General features: G+C 56.1%; 18 protein-coding genes and 2 pseudogenes. 16 read left to right on the forward strand and 4 right to left on the reverse strand.

What is annotated here, in order from left to right; translation table 11 throughout:
• The 11 genes from AC4PR2_RS11565 to AC4PR2_RS11615 all read left to right on the forward strand — a co-directional run.
• Positions 1-1120 (forward strand): ExeA family protein (locus AC4PR2_RS11565; protein ID WP_492175147.1); only part of this gene is annotated, 1120 nt, incomplete at its 5' end.
• 4 nt (positions 1121-1124) lie between these two features.
• Positions 1125-1496, forward strand: coding sequence for a DUF2528 family protein (locus AC4PR2_RS11570; RefSeq protein WP_308321700.1), 372 nt, complete (start codon positions 1125-1127; stop codon positions 1494-1496).
• Positions 1493-1786 carry an HI_1482 family protein gene (locus tag AC4PR2_RS11575; protein ID WP_342170775.1) on the forward strand — a complete coding sequence of 98 codons (294 nt, stop codon included), beginning with the start codon at positions 1493-1495 and terminating at the stop codon, positions 1784-1786. The genes AC4PR2_RS11570 and AC4PR2_RS11575 overlap by 4 nt, the downstream gene beginning before the upstream one ends.
• 64 nt (positions 1787-1850) lie before the next feature.
• Positions 1851-2375, forward strand: coding sequence for a host-nuclease inhibitor Gam family protein (locus tag AC4PR2_RS11580; protein ID WP_201884175.1), 525 nt, complete (start codon positions 1851-1853; stop codon positions 2373-2375).
• Positions 2372-2560 carry a hypothetical protein gene (locus AC4PR2_RS11585; RefSeq protein ID WP_072627876.1) on the forward strand — a complete coding sequence of 63 codons (189 nt, stop codon included), beginning with the start codon at positions 2372-2374 and terminating at the stop codon, positions 2558-2560. Before AC4PR2_RS11580 ends, AC4PR2_RS11585 begins: the two co-directional genes overlap by 4 nt.
• Positions 2550-2753, forward strand: coding sequence for a hypothetical protein (locus tag AC4PR2_RS11590; RefSeq protein WP_072627877.1), 204 nt, complete (start codon positions 2550-2552; stop codon positions 2751-2753). The genes AC4PR2_RS11585 and AC4PR2_RS11590 overlap by 11 nt, the downstream gene beginning before the upstream one ends.
• Positions 2746-3024, forward strand: a complete 279-nt coding sequence (locus tag AC4PR2_RS11595; RefSeq protein ID WP_072627878.1) for a nucleoside triphosphate pyrophosphohydrolase family protein — start codon at positions 2746-2748, stop codon at positions 3022-3024. Before AC4PR2_RS11590 ends, AC4PR2_RS11595 begins: the two co-directional genes overlap by 8 nt.
• On the forward strand, positions 3011-3292 hold the full coding sequence (locus tag AC4PR2_RS11600) for a hypothetical protein (protein ID WP_201884178.1): 282 nt from the start codon (positions 3011-3013) through the stop codon (positions 3290-3292). The genes AC4PR2_RS11595 and AC4PR2_RS11600 overlap by 14 nt, the downstream gene beginning before the upstream one ends.
• Positions 3285-3977 carry a DUF2786 domain-containing protein gene (locus AC4PR2_RS11605; protein ID WP_492175148.1) on the forward strand — a complete coding sequence of 231 codons (693 nt, stop codon included), beginning with the start codon at positions 3285-3287 and terminating at the stop codon, positions 3975-3977. The genes AC4PR2_RS11600 and AC4PR2_RS11605 overlap by 8 nt, the downstream gene beginning before the upstream one ends.
• 108 nt (positions 3978-4085) lie before the next feature.
• A complete protein-coding gene (locus AC4PR2_RS11610) occupies positions 4086-4514 on the forward strand; it encodes a gp16 family protein (protein ID WP_072627881.1) in 429 nt (142 codons plus the stop codon).
• Positions 4511-4891, forward strand: a complete 381-nt coding sequence (locus tag AC4PR2_RS11615; protein WP_072627882.1) for a Mor transcription activator family protein — start codon at positions 4511-4513, stop codon at positions 4889-4891. Before AC4PR2_RS11610 ends, AC4PR2_RS11615 begins: the two co-directional genes overlap by 4 nt.
• A 159-nt stretch (positions 4892-5050) precedes the next feature.
• On the opposite strand, the pseudogene AC4PR2_RS11620 reads toward AC4PR2_RS11615, so the two are convergent.
• Positions 5051-5362, reverse strand: a pseudogene (locus tag AC4PR2_RS11620) (DUF1348 family protein); the annotation flags it as partial.
• A 107-nt stretch (positions 5363-5469) separates the two neighbouring features.
• Here AC4PR2_RS11620 and AC4PR2_RS11625 point away from each other — a divergent pair.
• Positions 5470-6048 (forward strand): TetR/AcrR family transcriptional regulator, encoded by a 579-nt coding sequence (locus tag AC4PR2_RS11625; protein ID WP_102984342.1) that lies wholly within the window; start codon positions 5470-5472, stop codon positions 6046-6048.
• On the opposite strand, the gene AC4PR2_RS11630 is transcribed toward AC4PR2_RS11625, so the two are convergent.
• Both AC4PR2_RS11630 and ompC read right to left on the reverse strand, forming a co-directional pair.
• A complete protein-coding gene (locus AC4PR2_RS11630; RefSeq protein ID WP_047730203.1) occupies positions 6042-6458 on the reverse strand; it encodes a VOC family protein in 417 nt (138 codons plus the stop codon). The genes AC4PR2_RS11625 and AC4PR2_RS11630 overlap by 7 nt on opposite strands.
• Before the next feature lie 150 nt (positions 6459-6608).
• Complete coding sequence (gene ompC / locus AC4PR2_RS11635) at positions 6609-7739, reverse strand: porin OmpC (protein ID WP_049200197.1); 1131 nt, start codon at positions 7737-7739, stop codon at positions 6609-6611.
• A 696-nt stretch (positions 7740-8435) separates the two neighbouring features.
• Between ompC and AC4PR2_RS11640 the strand changes: the two genes are divergently transcribed.
• The 4 genes and pseudogenes from AC4PR2_RS11640 (at position 8436) to rcsB (ending at position 13414) form a co-directional block, all read left to right on the forward strand.
• Complete coding sequence (locus AC4PR2_RS11640) at positions 8436-8840, forward strand: DUF4186 domain-containing protein (RefSeq protein ID WP_060420851.1); 405 nt, start codon at positions 8436-8438, stop codon at positions 8838-8840.
• A 54-nt stretch (positions 8841-8894) separates the two neighbouring features.
• Positions 8895-10048: pseudogene (locus AC4PR2_RS11645) on the forward strand (MFS transporter).
• A gap of 20 nt (positions 10049-10068) precedes the next feature.
• A complete protein-coding gene (gene rcsD / locus AC4PR2_RS11650; protein ID WP_492175150.1) occupies positions 10069-12771 on the forward strand; it encodes a phosphotransferase RcsD in 2703 nt (900 codons plus the stop codon).
• Positions 12764-13414: a response regulator transcription factor RcsB gene (gene rcsB, locus AC4PR2_RS11655; RefSeq protein ID WP_004935900.1), complete on the forward strand. Its 651-nt coding sequence runs from the start codon at positions 12764-12766 to the stop codon at positions 13412-13414. The genes rcsD and rcsB overlap by 8 nt, the downstream gene beginning before the upstream one ends.
• A gap of 61 nt (positions 13415-13475) precedes the next feature.
• Here rcsB and rcsC read toward each other — a convergent pair whose 3' ends face one another.
• Complete coding sequence (gene rcsC / locus AC4PR2_RS11660; RefSeq protein ID WP_060420089.1) at positions 13476-16337, reverse strand: two-component system sensor histidine kinase RcsC; 2862 nt, start codon at positions 16335-16337, stop codon at positions 13476-13478.
• Between the last annotated feature and the right edge of the window lie 115 nt (positions 16338-16452).

Here is a 16452-nt window from a genome sequence, read left to right on the forward strand (position 1 = left end):
GGCTGCACTGGCGCAAATTGTCAACCATAACCAGTGGCCGAAACAGGAAAGCGACGCCGTCAGGGAACGGATTTGCAGGGTACTGGAAAAACAGGGAATGACCACGGCGGGGTGTTTTGAAGTGGTACGAGAAAACGATACGCCTTCCCGTACCGGTACTGCTTCTTCCTATTCATCCATCATCCATGAGGACGACGACATGATACTCAGAAAACAGGTGCTGACACCAGCAGCAAAGAAACATTTTGGCCTGGTGCGAAACCCCTTCGACGACTACGCGCTGCGCTCATCCGACGACGTGTTCAAGTCGCCGGATATTCACTACGTGCGCGAGGCGATGTACCAGACCGCGCGTTTCGGGGGCTTTCTTGCGGTGGTCGGCGAATCCGGTTCGGGCAAGTCTACCCTGCGCCGCGACCTGATTGACCGCATCCGCAACAGCGGTGACGACATTACGGTGATTGAGCCTTACGTGCTGGCCATGGAAGACAACGACCGCACCGGGCAGACGCTGAAGGCCGCCAGCATCGCCGAGGCCATTATTCGCGAAGTAGCGCCCACCGAGCGGCCAAAACTGTCGCGTGAAGCCCGCTTCAGTCAGGTACATCGGGTGCTCAAAGAGAATGCGCGCGCCAGCAGTGCCGGTGGGAGAGATAACGCCCACGTGCTGATTATTGAGGAAGCGCATTCCCTGCCCCAACCGACACTCAAACACCTGAAGCGCTTTCTGGAGCTGGAGGACGGCCACCGCAAGCTGCTGTCCATCATCCTGATTGGTCAGCCCGAACTTGAACTCAGCTTATCCGGCCGCAACGCCGCCGTGCGAGAGGTGGTTCAGCGCTGCGAAGTGGTCAACCTGCCGCACCTGGGCGACAACCTTGAGGCTTTCCTGGCGTTCAAGTTCCAGCGCGCCGGCGGTGACGTCGGGAAGGTGCTGGACGCCAGCGCCATAAACGAAATCCGCAACCGGTTGTGCCTGAGCCGCAATGGCGGACGGGAAACCGTCAGCCTGCTATACCCGCTGGCCATCGCCAATCTGGTGACCGCCGCCATGAATATGGCCGCCAGAGACGACATCCCACGTGTGGATGCCAACGTTATCAAACTGACAGGGAAATAATGCCATGAACACCATCAAGCGCTACGACATTATCTGGGCGGCCCACGAAGACGGGCCTGCATTGACCGTCGAGATTGACCCGGCGGTGTGTACTCTCGACACGCTATATCGGATGAATGAGGCATTTGAATACGCAGACGAGCGTCTGGCGGAAAATGATGGCAACCTGCTGTTGACGGTGCTCAAAATGCTGGGCGCACACTGCTTCCACCAGGCCATGAACGACGACTGGCTGCAGGCCGGGCTCTACGACGCATTCAGACACGGTCATGTTGAGGGCTGGCCGCCGCTGGACGGCAGTGAAGGTATCACCATCATCAACTGTGACGCGCCGTCGATTCACTACAGCAAAATGTACGTCAGCGAGGTGGCATGATGAAACAGCACCGGTTTGTTATTCCCTGCCATACCACCCGGTTGCAGAAACAGCTGGCTGCCGCCGGCAAGGCGCTGGCCCGGCTGACTGCCCAGGGGTTTGTGGTAGAGCGCGTCGAACTCAGTAGCAGTACTCGCGCCACCATTACTGTGCTGCCGGATACCCACTGCCGCCGTAAGCAGGAAAACGGTCAGGCGGTACGTTATGCCCAAGGCGTGGATGCCGGCGGACGGTTTGAGCGTTGGCAATTCCAGGATGCGGATTGTCGCGTGAGTTGGGAGGTCAGATAACAAACACAATGACGTTGTAATTATTTAGAGCAATTATTCTCACTTTAATAAAAGGTTATTAAAAATGGCAAAAGGCAAAAAGTCGCTTAAAGCGGCGGCGGCTTCGTATGCGCCGCAATCCCGGGATGAGGTTATTTCCGGCATCAAACAGATTGGCGATATCCAGCGCGAAATAACGCGTATCGAAACCGAAATGAATGACTGCATCGGCCGGATCACCAATCAGCATGCTCCCGTCATTGAAGCGCTGAGCGCTCAACTGTCAACGCTGCAGGCCGGCGTTCAAGCCTGGTGCGAGGTTAACCGCGACACGTTGACACAAGGCGGCAAGACCAAGACCGCTAACCTTATCACCGGCGAGGTGAGCTGGCGCAAAGGCAACCCGTCAGTCACCATCAAGGGTGCAGAGGTCGTAATCGAAACGCTGAAACGCCTCAAATTAACCCGTTTTATTTTGACCAAGGAATCCATTAATAAAAACGCCATTCTCTCGGATAAAAACGCCGTGAAAGATATTAAAGGCATCGTTATTAATGACGGCAAGGAGGTCTTTAATATCGCACCGTTTGAGCAGGAGGTGACGAAATGATTTACCCCCAAATTCAGCGCCAGCGCCGCAAGGTGGAAAAACGCATCAACCGCGCCATGCGCCTGGCAGAAGAAGGCCGTCTGGGTACCGCTCGCAGCGAATTCAACAGCGCAGCAGTAGAGCTTGCAGCCATTACCACATTGATTGACGCGCGCCTGGCTGGTGAGGTGCCCCATGACGATTAACTGCCGCAATCCACGCTGCAACGCGCCGGTCGAAAGACTGGCGCTGGTTCAGGCCAATGTGACCCAGACGCCAGAGTTCGGCGACTGGATCGTTGACCTGGTGCTGGCCTGCCCAGCATGTGGCCAACAATACGCCACCGCCCTGGCGAACGCCGAGCTGCAGCCCATACCTAGTGAGGCTAACGATGACTGAAAACGAACTCTACGCGGAAGCCATGCGCCAGTATGGCTACGAAGCGCAACTTTGTAAGCTGGCCGAAGAGGCCAGCGAGCTGTCGGCAGAAGCGTGTCGTACACTGAACCATAGCACGCTGGAACGTCGACTGGCCGGCGAGATCGCCGATGTTGAAATTCTTATCGCGCAGTTCCGGCAGACTGGCATGGTCACACTTATTGATGCCCGCAAATCAGAGAAACTGCAACGCCTGGCTAACCGTCTGGGGGTGACTTATGCCGAAAAATAACGCCCCCGTCCGCCTTGAACTGGCCGATCACGGCCAGGATTTTCTCTGGTTCATTGTTCACAACGGTGTCATTGCCAAGGCCGGGCCTTTTCAGAACCGTATCTGGAGCGGTAAAGCGGTACTGAATGCCGAGTTCATTGTCGGGCAGCAGGTTGAATTATTGATAGGAGGCGAACGACGATTCATCAACTACCCGATTGAAAGCGTGACCGTGTTGGATGGGCTTGAACCAAAGTCAAACGCCATACAAGGGGGTTCCCATGAGTGATATCCAGGCGCGCATACTCGACAAGTTAAAGAAACTGCTGGCGCTATCAAAATCCGACAACCCACACGAAGCGGCCCTGGCACTGCAGCGTGCCCAGAAGTTGATGGGCGCCTACGGCATCAGCCAGTCAGAGCTGGAACTTGCCGACTTTGGGGAAGAAATCAGTGAGTTTTGGCCGGTAGGGGGGCAGCGCCCTCCTGCCTACATGATCGGGCTTCTTGGCATCATCCGCACTGCCTTCGGCGTTGAGTCCATTATTCTTTCGGGCCTAAAAACCCGCATCACATTTTGCGGGCCGCAGACGCGCGCCGGCCTGGCGGCTTACACATTCGAAGTATTGGCTCGCCAGCTCATCAGGGCCCGTCGGGCCTATCTCTCCACTCAAAATAAACGTTTAAAAATCACCACGAAAACCAGCCGTGGGGACAAGTTCGCAGAAGGGTGGATCATTGCTGTCTTGAATGAGGTCGAGAAGCTGGCGATGACGGCTCGGGAAGAGGAGCTGACGCGCCTGTGGCTGACAAAGCGCTATGGTGCCACTGAGTCCGTCAATGGTCGTGAAGCCCGTAATGCCAGAGGCACGCTTGAAGCCCGCCGTGATGGCTATCGTGAGGGAATCAAAGTACGCCTCCATCAGCCGGTTGACGGCCATGAGCAGGCAAAACTTGGTGAGGTCGGATCATGACACTCGTTATTGCTTTTATCCTGGGCGCACTATACGGTGCGCTTTGCCATTTGTTTTTCTGTCGCTGGCATGAAAATAACGCACCTGACCGGCCGGAGGAGCAACGTTATGACTAAGGCAAAATTGCTACAGCTTATTCATATTGCCAGCAAACAATTACGGTTGGACGAAGATACCTACCGGCAAATGCTGTATGCTTATTCGGGTAAACGCTCAACGCGTGATATGGATATTATGCAGCTTTCCCGGGTTCTTGATGCCATGAAGCAAAGAGGCTGGAAAATAAAGCCAGCTAAAAGTGCTAAAGCGCCAATAATAAAAACGGATGAACTTCCTCAAATTAAGAAATTGCGTGCCCTGTGGTTAACACTCGCCGATAATGGCGCAGTGAGAGACCGTTCTGAAAAGGCTTTATTGGCATGGGTAAAGCGAGAAACCGGCATAGATAACCTGCAATGGTTGTCAAACGACGATGCGAGCCAGTCTATTGAGAAGCTCAAGAAATGGCTCAATCGAGTGACGAGGAAGAAGCCATGAATGACCATCTTTTTCGAACCAAAGCACCGGAACTTCTGGTCGACCTGGCCGCGCATACTGCCAGCTCTATACGTCAGGTACTGGATGTTTCCCCTGAAGTCGCAGAGCAAATTGGCCAGGCGGTTGCCAATAATATGATGCGCGTCTGGGGTGGCCAGAACGTCTATATGCCGTTGGGGATGTCCTGGAAGCTTAGCCAGCGTGACCGCGATATTTTCAACGAGTGTAACGGGCGGAACCATCACGAACTGGCGCGTAAATATGGGGTATCGTTACAATGGATTTATGCCGTTGTGAAGCGCGTTAAAAAGGAAGAACTGGAACGGGTTCAGGGGAATCTTTTTGATGATGCGCCAGAGCAATCAAACAGACGTTGAAGTCTTAACTGAACGCGGGTCTGTCGAATTTTGAGGCCCGTACTCAGTTTCACTATATGAAATGTATTTACACTGACCCGTCCCAAGTAGATCCACTTTGTCCCAGGTTGATCCACATTTATCTCAAGTTTCCCTTTCAAATATCTCAAGTCAGATCACGAAGCTGCGATACCAGTTGCCGGAATCGTCGCGCCATTCATAGGCGAAACGCACCGCGATGCGCGCGCCATCAAACGCCCACAGTTCCTTAATTAGCCGATACTCCAGTTCTTTTGCCCATTTGCGTTGTAAAAAACCGACTACCGCTGTGCGGCCTTCGACAAACTCCGCGCGGTTACGCCAATGGGTATCGAGGGAATATACCTGCGATACGCGTTCGGGATCGCGACTGTTCCAGGCATCCTCCGCCAGCCGCACCTTCTCGATGGCGGATTCGCGGGTAAAAGGCGGCAATGGGGGTTTAATGCTCATGTTCATCTCCTGAGTGAAGGCATGTAGACAACTCTGTCTACAACATTACGCTAGCGCATGTAGACAGAATTGTCTACAATCAGTCGGAAATAGCCCAGGAGAAAATGATGACCGCCGATCTCAACGCCTTGCCCGCCCGCCAGCGCATCCTGCTGACGGCGCACGATCTGTTTTATCAGGAGGGGATCCGCGCCACCGGCATCGATCGCATCATCAAGGAATCTGGCGTAACCAAGGTGACGTTTTACCGCCATTTTCCCAGCAAGAACGACTTGATTACGGCGTTTTTGGCCTATCGCCACCAGCAGTGGCTAGCCTGGTTCAGCACAGCGTTGGCCAGGCATGTGGCGCAAACCGGCGGGTTGCTGGCGGCGCTGGCGCCCTGCCTGGCGGAATGGTTCGATAATCCGCGCTTTCGCGGCTGCGCGTTTATCAATACGGCGGTGGAACTTGCCGACCTGCTGCCGGAAAGCCTGCACATCGCCAGCCAGCATAAGCGACAGATGGCGGACGAGCTGGCACGTCACCTGCCCGCCGGCCCACAGCGGGAACAGCACGCAGCGATGTTGGCGATGCTGATCGACGGCGCCATCGTCAGAGTGCAGATAGAGCGGCAACCGCAGGCCGCGCTGCAGGTGCTGAATGCTACGTTGGACATGTTGGCGCAAGGCGGGTTCGATCAGTAATTGGCCCAAATGCCCGGCGTCACCAACTCCAGCAGATGAGCGTCGGGATCGCGAAAATAAATGCTCTCCCCGCCGTGTTCCCAGCGCATCCGCCCCTCTATCTCCACGCCGTTGGCCATCAGATGCCGTTCCCAATGCGGCAGTTGGTCTTTCGCTACCGCCAGCCCGATATGCGCCGGCCCCACGCCATCGTGCGCGGGAATAAACCCGGTCGGATAGTGCGCCCCACGCAGCGAGTCGCCCTCGATAAACAGCAACAATACGCTTCGATCGCCGACGTTATAGGCGCGAAACCGTTCGTTGGCAACCATCGCCGGCAGTTGCAGCACCTCTCGATAAAAGGCGTCCGCGCGTTCAATATCGCTGACGTACAGCACCGTTTCGATCACCTTGTCGATCTTGAGTTCCATATCACCTCCGCTCTGTTTGCTGTACTGACAGCGTAGGCCGAGCGAGGGCTAGCCGAAGCGCTTCCCGTGCCGACAACGGATCAATCCGTGCTTTACAGGCAAAAAAAAACGCGGCCCGAAGGCCGCGTGATGACGTTCACACTGAGGTGCTTAGAACTGGTAAACCAGGCCCACGGCAACCACGTTGTCGGTGTTGATACCGGCAGCTTGGGTGAAGTCGTTGTTGTCCAGCAGGTTGATTTTGTAGTCAACATAGGTGGACATGTTTTTGTTGAAGAAGTAGGTCGCGCCCAGGTCGACGAATTTGACCAGATCTTCATCACCGTAGTCCTTGCCGTTACCGGCGCGGCCCAGATCCTTACCTTTGGTCTGGTTATAGCCCACGAACGGACGCAGACCGAAGTCGAACTGGTAGTGCGCGTAGGCTTCGAAGCTCTGCGCCTTGTTGGCGTAACCGAAAGCATCGCTGGTAGAGCTACCGAAGCGCGCCGCGTTGTAGGACTGGGTGAACATCACGGCCAGGTAGGTGTCGTTGGCGTCATATTTCAGGCCACCGGAGTAACCTTCCGCCTTGTCGCCGCGGCCCATAATGTTCTGGTAGCCGCCACCGCCGTTCTGCTCGCTGGTACGACGAGAGTTGAAGAAGGCACCGGCGGCACTGATGCCGTAACCCATGTCATAGCTCATCGACATGCCGTAGCCTTCACCGTTTTGGCCCAGGACATCACGGCCGTTGTTGGTTTCTTCTGGGCTGCCGTTCTTACCCTGGTACTGCAGGGCGAAGTTCAGGCCGTCAACCAAACCGAAGAAGCCGTTGTTACGGTAGGTCGCCAGGCCGCTGGAGCGCTGGAACATGAACTGGTCAGCGCCGTAGGTCGAGCCGTCGAACTCAGGCTGCAAGTCGGTGTAAGCCGCGACGTCGTACAGCACGCCGGTGTTACGACCATAGTCGAAGGAACCGTAGTCGCCGAATTTCAGACCGGCGAAGCCGTAACGGGTGAAGTTCTTGTTGTCCTGGTTTTCAGCGTGGTTCAGGTTAGCCTGATATTCCCACTGGCCGTAACCGGTCAGCTGATCGCTGATTTGCGTTTCGCCACGCAGGCCAAAACGCATATAAGACTGATCGCCGTCCGCGCCATCATTGCTGGAGAAATAGTGAAGACCGTCGACTTTACCGTACAAATCCAGTTTATTACCGTCTTTGTTGTAGATTTCCGCCGCGCCTGCTGTGCCTGCAACCAGCAGTGCGGGTACCATCAGAGAGAGTACTCGAAGTTTCATCGTTATTATCCTCGTTAATTATGTCGAGCTACGGCCACTGCCCTTTTCGAGCATTATTAGCACGACTGTGCATTACCATTCTGGTAACAAGGGTTATATTAATCCAGAAAGAAAATGATACCAAGTATCCGATAGTGTTTCATTGTAATTAATAAAGGTTTCAAAATGTAAATACGCGCGAACTTTCACAAAACCTTACAGACAAAAAATAAAGCACTTAAAGACAAAGAATAGATTAACTGATAAAAAATCATGTAGTTATACATATCTTTAAGAAAAAAAAGGCAACCATACAATTGAACCGGGCAATAAGCACATTGTGCCAAAACGCTGTCCGCACGCAGCCGCTATAATCACCTCGCTATCATCATTATTTTCATTATTACCTTCATTATCCGAAGATAATTTCAGCATTCCTTTAACCGGCTTCTGGCCGGTTTTTTATTTTCCTCCACACTCGCCTCACAATTTCAGCTCGTACAAATAGCAGGCAAATAAATAACCTCATGATATAGTTTCACTAATTCACTTCCGCACTAATTGCTAATCTTTTCTGTTATTTTAGTCTACAAATTGAGCTTGCTTTTCATTTCGTGCTTTATCCCATCCTTTATTTCTCGCCGCAGGCATAATTAGCCGCGGAGTTTCACTTCTGATAGCCTGAAAAAAAGCTCACCCTCAGCGAGTAAAGTCATGATGCCCTTTCAACCCGACGTGCTGTGGCAGCGGCTGCAAAGCTCCCCCTTCCGCGCCCGTTTCCGTTTAAATGCCAAGGACCAAACCTACCTCGACGACAAGGGATTGCCGCTGATCCTCAGCCATGCCCGCGATTTCATCGACAGTCGCCTGGCCGCCGCCCATCCTAAAAATGACGGTAAGCAAACGCCGATGCGCGGCCACCCGGTGTTTGTCGCCCAACACGCCACCGCCACCTGCTGCCGCGGCTGCCTGGAAAAGTGGCACGGCATACCGCAGGGTATCGCACTCGACCAACGGCAAAAGGCGTATATAGTCCAGGCGATCGCCCTGTGGCTGGTGCGCAGAGGCGGTGCCAGAGAGGAACCAAACGCGAATCTTTTCGACCCGGATCGCGGATTGTGATAAAAACTGTCAGTAACTTTCGCCACTCTTTTGACCCAAGATCCTGACGCTTACATGACAGCCACCTTGTGCAATGAACAGCAAACGCCCGGCGTTCCTCAACAGATCGCCACCCGCCTGGCCTTTTTCGTCGCCGGTCTCGGCATGGCCGCCTGGGCGCCGCTGGTGCCCTTCGCCAAAACGCGCATCGGTATCGATGACGGCTCGCTCGGCCTGTTGCTGCTCTGTATCGGTGCCGGTTCCATGCTGGCGATGCCGCTGACCGGTTTCCTGACCGGCAAACTGGGCTGCCGCGCGGTGATCCTGATGGCGGGGCTCGGGTTATGCATCGATCTGCCGCTGCTGGCGCTGATGGATTCCCTCGGCGGCATGGCCGTGGCGCTGCTGCTGTTTGGGGCAGCGATCGGCATGATCGACGTGGCGATGAACGTTCAGGCGGTGATCGTTGAACGCGCCAGCGGCAAGGCGATGATGTCCGGTTTTCACGGTTTCTTCAGCATCGGCGGCATTGCTGGCGCCGGTGGCGTCAGCGCGCTGCTGTGGCTGGGCCTGACGCCGCTGCAATCCACCCTGCTTACCGTACTGGCGGTGATAGTGCTGCTGGCGCTCGCCAGCCGCATCTGCTGCGTGAGAGCGGTGCCGACGACGGCGGGCCGATGTTCGTTTTGCCGCGCGGCTGGGTGATGTTCATCGGCATCCTGTGCTTTATCATGTTTCTGGCGGAAGGATCGATGCTCGACTGGAGCGCGCTGTTCCTCACCACGCTGCGCGGCGTCGAACATAGCCAGGCCGGCCTGGGCTATGCGCTGTTTTCCATCACCATGACGCTCGGCCGGCTCAATGGCGATCGGGTGGTGAACTCGCTGGGCCGCTACCGGGTGCTGCTGCTGGGCAGCCTGTGCGCCGCACTCGGTCTGAGCCTGGCCATCGCCTTCAATCACGCCACCGTGTCGCTGGTCGGTTTCATGCTGGTCGGCCTGGGCGCCTCGAACGTCGTGCCGATCCTGTTCAGCGCGGCGGGCAACCAGCGCGACATGCCGGCCAATTTGGCGATCGCCTCCGTCACCACCGTCGGCTATGCCGGTATTCTGGCCGGCCCGGCGCTGATCGGCTTTATCGCTCAGTTTTCCAGCCTGACGGTGGCTTTCGCCTGCGTAGCCGCCCTGCTGTTGGCGGTCACCGCCAGCGCCAAGGCCGTCACTCGCTGATTCAGGAATGCGCAGCCACTATGCAAAATAAACAACTGACCATCAGCTCCAGCAACATTACCCGCTGCTTCCTGCTGTTTATCGTGCTGCTGGCGATCGGCATTGGCCTGTATGGTTACAACTACACCAACGCCTGGCTGGCGGAAAAGAAGTACACGCTGAACAGCATTGCCGGTTCGCTGCAAAAGCGTATCGATACCTATCGCTATATGACTTACCAGGTCTATGACAAATTCGGCAATGCGCCGGCACAGAACAGCGATCCCGGTTTGCAGGAAACCCGCCTGCGGCCCGACGTCTATTATGTCGAGAAGCCGCACAAGAAAACCGACGCGGTGATCTTCGGCAGCCATGACGAGAACACGCTGGCTATGATCGCCAACATCTCGGACTACCTGGACACTCGCTGGGGTGCCAAGACCGAGAACTACGCCATGTATTACCTCAATGGCCAGGACAACAGCCTCAGTCTGATCACCACCCAGCCGCTCAAAGAGCTGGCTTCGCGCTTTCGAGAGAGCTACCTGACCACCTCGGCGGACGAACGCCGCGCCGAGATGCTGCAACAGGCCAACATGCTCGACGAGCGCGAGAGCTTTTCCGATCTGCGCAAGCAGCGTTTCCAGAACGCCTATTCGTTCTCGATTCGCACCACCTTTAATCAGCCGGGACATCTGGCGACGGTGATCGCCTTCGACTTGCCGATCAACGACATCATTCCGGCCAATCTGGCCCGCGCCAATTTCCTGCTGCTGCCGGACGACGTCGATCTCGACGACAGCGCCATTCCGGCGGAAACGGCTCTCGGTACCCATGCGACGATGAGCGGCGGTTGGGTCGAGTTCAGCGCCGCCCTGCCCAATGCGCCGCTGAAGGTGGTGTATCGCGTTTCGGCCATCAATCTGGCCATCGATCTGCTGCGCAACAACATCTGGCTGATCGCGATCAACCTGCTGCTGCTGGCGCTGTCGATGCTGAGCATCTACTTTATCCGCCGCCAGTACATTCGCCCGAGCGAAAACATGGCGGTGGAGCTGGAAGCCGAGCGCGCGCTGAATCAGGAGATCGTCTCCAGCCTGCCTTCCGGCCTGCTGGTCTACAGCTTCGCCAACAATACGGTGATCGCCAGCAACAAAATCGCCGAACACCTGCTGCCGCACCTCAGCCTGCAAAAAATCGCCCATATGGCCGAACAGCATCACGGGGTGATCCAGGCGACGGTCAACAATGAAGTGTATGAAATCCGTATCTTCCGCAGCCAGCTGTCGCCGGACACCTACCTGTTCCTGATGCACGATCAGGATAAAGAGGTGATGGTGAACAAGCGGCTGCAGCAGGCGCGGCGCGAATATGACAAGAACGTTCAGGCACGCAAGCTGATGCTGCACAACCTGGGCATCGAGCTCAATCAGCCGGTACGCCATATGCACGATCTGGTCGATCGTCTGCGTAACCGGCCGGATGAGGAGCAGCAGCAGGCACTGCTGGGCCAGTTAACCGCGGAGTCGGCTTCGGTGCTGGGTTTGATCGATAACATTACCCTGCTGACCAGGCTGGAAACCCAGGACTGGCAGCCTACGCGTGAACCGTTCAACCCGGCGGCGATGGTCGACGAGTTGCTGCTGGAGGCCCTGCCCGCCCTTAATCAGAAGGGGCTGGCGCTGTTCAAGCATTTCCAGCTGGACGTCGAGCAGAACTATATCGGCGACGCCAACGCGCTGCGCAAAGTGATTGCGCTGCTGGTGCATTACGCCATTATCACCACCGCCTGCGGCAAGATTTCGCTGGTTGTCGACCATGAGCCCGAGCACCCGGATCGCCTGATTTTCCAAATCAATGACACCGGCTCCGGCATCTCCAACGAAGAGATCAGCAACCTCAACTATCCCTTCCTCAGCCAGACGCTGGTGGACCGCTTCAACCACGGTTCCGGGCTCACCTTCTTCCTGTGCAACCAACTGTGCAAAAAACTTAATGGCCAGTTGGACATTCGCAGCAAGGTGGATATCGGCACTCGCTATACCATTCGCGTCGCCATGGAGATGGAGAAAAAAGAGCCGCAGGAGCAGGAAAAGCTGCTCGACGGCGTCACCGCCCTGCTGGACGTCACGTCGGATGAGGTGCGCGGCATCGTGACCCGCCTGCTGCAGGCCTACGGCGCCGACTGTCTCGTCGCCGAAGATCGCGCGGTCAACCGCGATTATGACGTGCTGCTGACCGATAACCCACAACGCGCCGATGACTACACCCTGTTGTTGGCGACCGATGAGCCGGGCTGGCAAGCGCTGGATAAACGCTACATTCGGGTGAACTATAATCTGAACGGCGCATTAATCGACGCCGTGCTGATGCTGATCGAACAGCAAATGGCCGCGCTGGAACAGGAAGAAAGCCCGCTTTCATTGAGCTCAGAAGATATCCAACTCTATGAAAAACAATTGAAATCAAGTGATTACTATGGGCTGTTTGTCGATACAGTACCCGACGATGTCAAAAAACTGTATACTGAGGCGGGCAGCAGTGATTTCAATGCGCTGTCACAAACCGCACACCGCCTTAAAGGCGTGTTTGCCATGTTAAATCTGCTTCCCGGCAAGCAGCTGTGCGAATCGTTAGAACAGCGCATCGCAGAAGGTGATGCGCCCGAGATCGAGAATAACATCAGTCAGATTGATTTTTTCGTCAGCAGACTGCTGAAGCAAGGTAGCCAACAACATGAATAACCTGAACGTAATTATTGCTGATGACCATCCTATCGTACTGTTTGGCATCCGGAAGTCACTTGAGCAAATTGAATGGGTGAATGTCGTTGGGGAGTTCGAAGACTCAACCGCACTGATCAACAATCTGTCCAAGCTGGACGCCAACGTGCTGATCACCGATCTGTCGATGCCGGGTGACAAGTATGGCGACGGCATCACGCTGATTAAATACATCAAGCGCCACTATCCGCAGTTGTCGATCATCGTGCTGACCATGAACAACAACCCGGCGATCCTGAGCGCGGTATTGGATCTGGATATCGAAGGCATCGTGCTGAAACAAGGCGCGCCGACCGATCTGCCGAAGGCGCTGGCCGCCCTGCAGAAAGGCAAGAAATTCACGCCGGAAAGCGTCTCTAAACTGCTGGAGAAGATCAGCGCCAGCGGCTATGGCGACAAACGCCTGTCGCCGAAAGAGAGCGAAGTGCTGCGCCTGTTCGCCGAAGGTTTCCTGGTGACCGAAATCGCCAAGAAACTCAACCGCAGCATCAAAACCATCAGCAGCCAGAAGAAATCGGCGATGATGAAGCTGGGCGTCGAGAACGACATCGCCCTGCTCAACTACCTCTCCTCCGTCAGCATGACGCCGTTGGACAAAGACTAAAGCCCGCCTCACGGCAGGTTAGCACCAAACAGGCACGGCATTCGCCGTGCCTGTTTGCTTTTCAAGCCTCGCTGCGGCTGTAGCGTACCCGTTGGCTGTAGTAAGCCAGCGTCTGTTCCAGCGTCTCCAGCGTGACCGGTTTCGACAGGCAGTTATCCATACCCGCCTCGAGGCAGCGCTGCTTCTCTTCCGCCAGCGCATTCGCCGTCACGCCGATCACCGGCGCGCTGAACTGCATCTGTCGCAGTTCCTGCGTCAGGCGATAGCCGTCCATGTTCGGCATATTGACGTCGGTCAGCACAATATCGACGTGGTGCTGTTTCAGCACGCCGAGCGCGTCGACGCCGTCGTTGGCAGTCACCACCTGATACCCCAGCGATCCCAGCTGATCGGACAGCAGGCGACGGTTGATCGGATGATCGTCAACCACCAGCAGATGAATATCGCCGTTGTCCGCCGCACTGGCCTTGGCGGGCACCGGCAGCTGCACCAGCGCCTCTGCCGCGCCGCTGCCGACGCCGAACAACCGGTTGAGCAAGCTCAGCGTTTCTCGCGGCGTGGAGGTACTGTGCATCCAATAACCCGGCCGGGTTTCCAGCGATGGGCCGATATGTTCGGTAGAGAATTGGATCTGAGCCAGCAGCGGCGTGTCCAGCATCAGCGGATGATCGCTGAGCATCACCTCTCCGGCGGCGGTCTCTTGGCCGTCATAGCGCTGGATATCGGCGCCGTAGCCCCCCAGAATCGCCATCAGGTAACTTTCCAGCCGCTGATTGCGGATATCCAGCCACAGCCGACGGCCCTGCCAGGTATCGCTGGCCTGCGGGATGGGGAACTGAGCGTTGAACAGCGGAATGCGGATGCTGAACAAGCTGCCCAGACCCGGTTCGGACTCGACGGCAATATCGCCGTCCATCAAGTTGATCAGTTTCTCACAGATAGCCAACCCCAGGCCGGTTCCCTGGAAATGGCGCTGCACGCCGGTGCCCACCTGGAAGAACGGATCGAACAGGCGCGAAATTTCCTTTTCCGGAATACCGACGCCGGTATCGCGCACGCTGAACTCCAGATAGCTGCCGCGGGTGCAGACCTGCAGCACGATACAGCCGGTATCGGTGAACTTGATGGCGTTGTTCACCAGGTTGGAGAGCACCTGCTGCAGCCGCACCGGATCGCCGAAAATGCGCTCCGGCACGTTCTGTTCGATAAAGCAGTACAGCCCCAGACGTTTCTTCACCACCAGCGGCAAATAGTTACCGGCGATATGGGTGATCACCTCCAGGCAGGAGAACTCGCGCGGTTCTATCTTCAGCTGCTCGGACTCGATTTTGGAGAAATCGAGAATATCGCTGATGATTTTCAGCAGCAGGCCGGAAGAGTTGTTCATCGCATTGACCAGCCGATCGACCCCCTGCGGCAACGCCTTGGTTTGCAGCAAATCGAGGTTGCCGATAATGCCGTACAGCGGCGTGCGCAGCTCATGGCTGACGGTGGCCAGGAACATCGATTTGGACTGGCTGGCCTGTTCCGCCGCCGCCGCCATCTCCTGCAACGACTCTTCCATCTTCACGCGGGCGCTGACGTCCACCAGCACGCAAATCGCTACCTCTTCGTTACGGTAGCGCGAGTGGACAAAGCTGATCTGCAGGTTGTTGTTGTTGCTGGTCATCACATCGACGAAATTCGCCTGCTGTTCACAAATGATGCGCGTAATGCGATCGCGATCTTCGTGGGTCAACAGGTTGATGTAGTTGTGCGCCAGTTCGTTACTCAGGATATTGGTGCCGTCGCTGATGCGCAGGATACAGATACCCACCGGCGCCGAAGCGACGATCTTGCGGTTGAACTGCTCGTGCTCTTCCAGGCGGAAGGCGTTGTCCTCCGCCGGCAGGAACATTTTACGTTCAAACAGCCACGCCAGCGTGAACAGCACGATGGCCGACAGCAGGTTCAGCAACAGCGCGTTGAGGATCAGCATTTTGAAGCGTTCTACTACGCTTTTCACCGGCAGCGCATAGACGATGCTCAGCGAAGAAGGCGGCAGCGCTTTCTTCAGGATCAGATCGCGATAATTGTCGACATAGCCGAAGTAGGCGTGCTCTGCGGGATAGCTGTTGAGCGAAGCGGCATAGCGATCGCCGTCCGCCAGGCGCAGCACCGGCTCGTTGTTCTCATCCAGCAGCGTGACGCCGATCGGCAGGTTGCCGGCGGTAACGAAATCCTCCAGCCGAACGGTCTGTTCGATGCCCAGCAGCGCCTCCAGCTTGTTGCCGATATAAATCGGCGTCAGCACATACAGATAGCCGACGTCCGGCCGCTGCGCGCTAGGGCTGATCCAATACAGGTTGTTGTCTTTGTCCAGATTCTTGGCGTTGCGGTATTTCAGAATGCGCTCGTGCAGCGACTTCAGCACGTTTTCCCGATTGGCGCTCGCGTTGCCGCCGCCGAACTCCGCCATACACAGGCTGTCGCCGCCGATGAAGAACACCCGGTTGAGATCGTAGGCCGCCACGAAGTTCTCTTTCCAATACTGGATCAGGCCGCTCAGCGAATCGAGCGAACTGCGGTAGGTGGTGCTCAGCGTGCAGTTGGACTCCGGGTACAGCGGAAAGAATTGCGGCGGGCTGCCCTTGCCGGGAAACACGCCGCTGAACATGTCCAGGCTGCTGACCGACCCGTTGAGACGGTTCTCCGCCATATACTTGATGTCGCGGATGATGTCGGCGGAATGGCGGATGTAGCCCTGCGCCTGATCGAAGTTAAGGTTGTAATCCTGCCGGATATCCGACTCTTTCTGATGCAGGATATTCAGAATATAAAAGGTGGTGAGCAGCGCTCCCAACGACCACAGCAAAATCGCCAGCACCCGGAACAGATAGCGGGATATCTTCAGCGTAGTTCGAAAAGAGGCTAAGTATTTCAATCGGATACCATACGAAAGTCAGTGGCGGTGCACGCATTCGCCGGCGCGGCAGCCGGCGGCTCGGTGCGCCAATTAAACCATATAACTGAAAAAGGGCCTAGCATCGCTGCCAGGC

It is taken from the genome of Serratia sp. A07, from assembly GCF_058725505.1.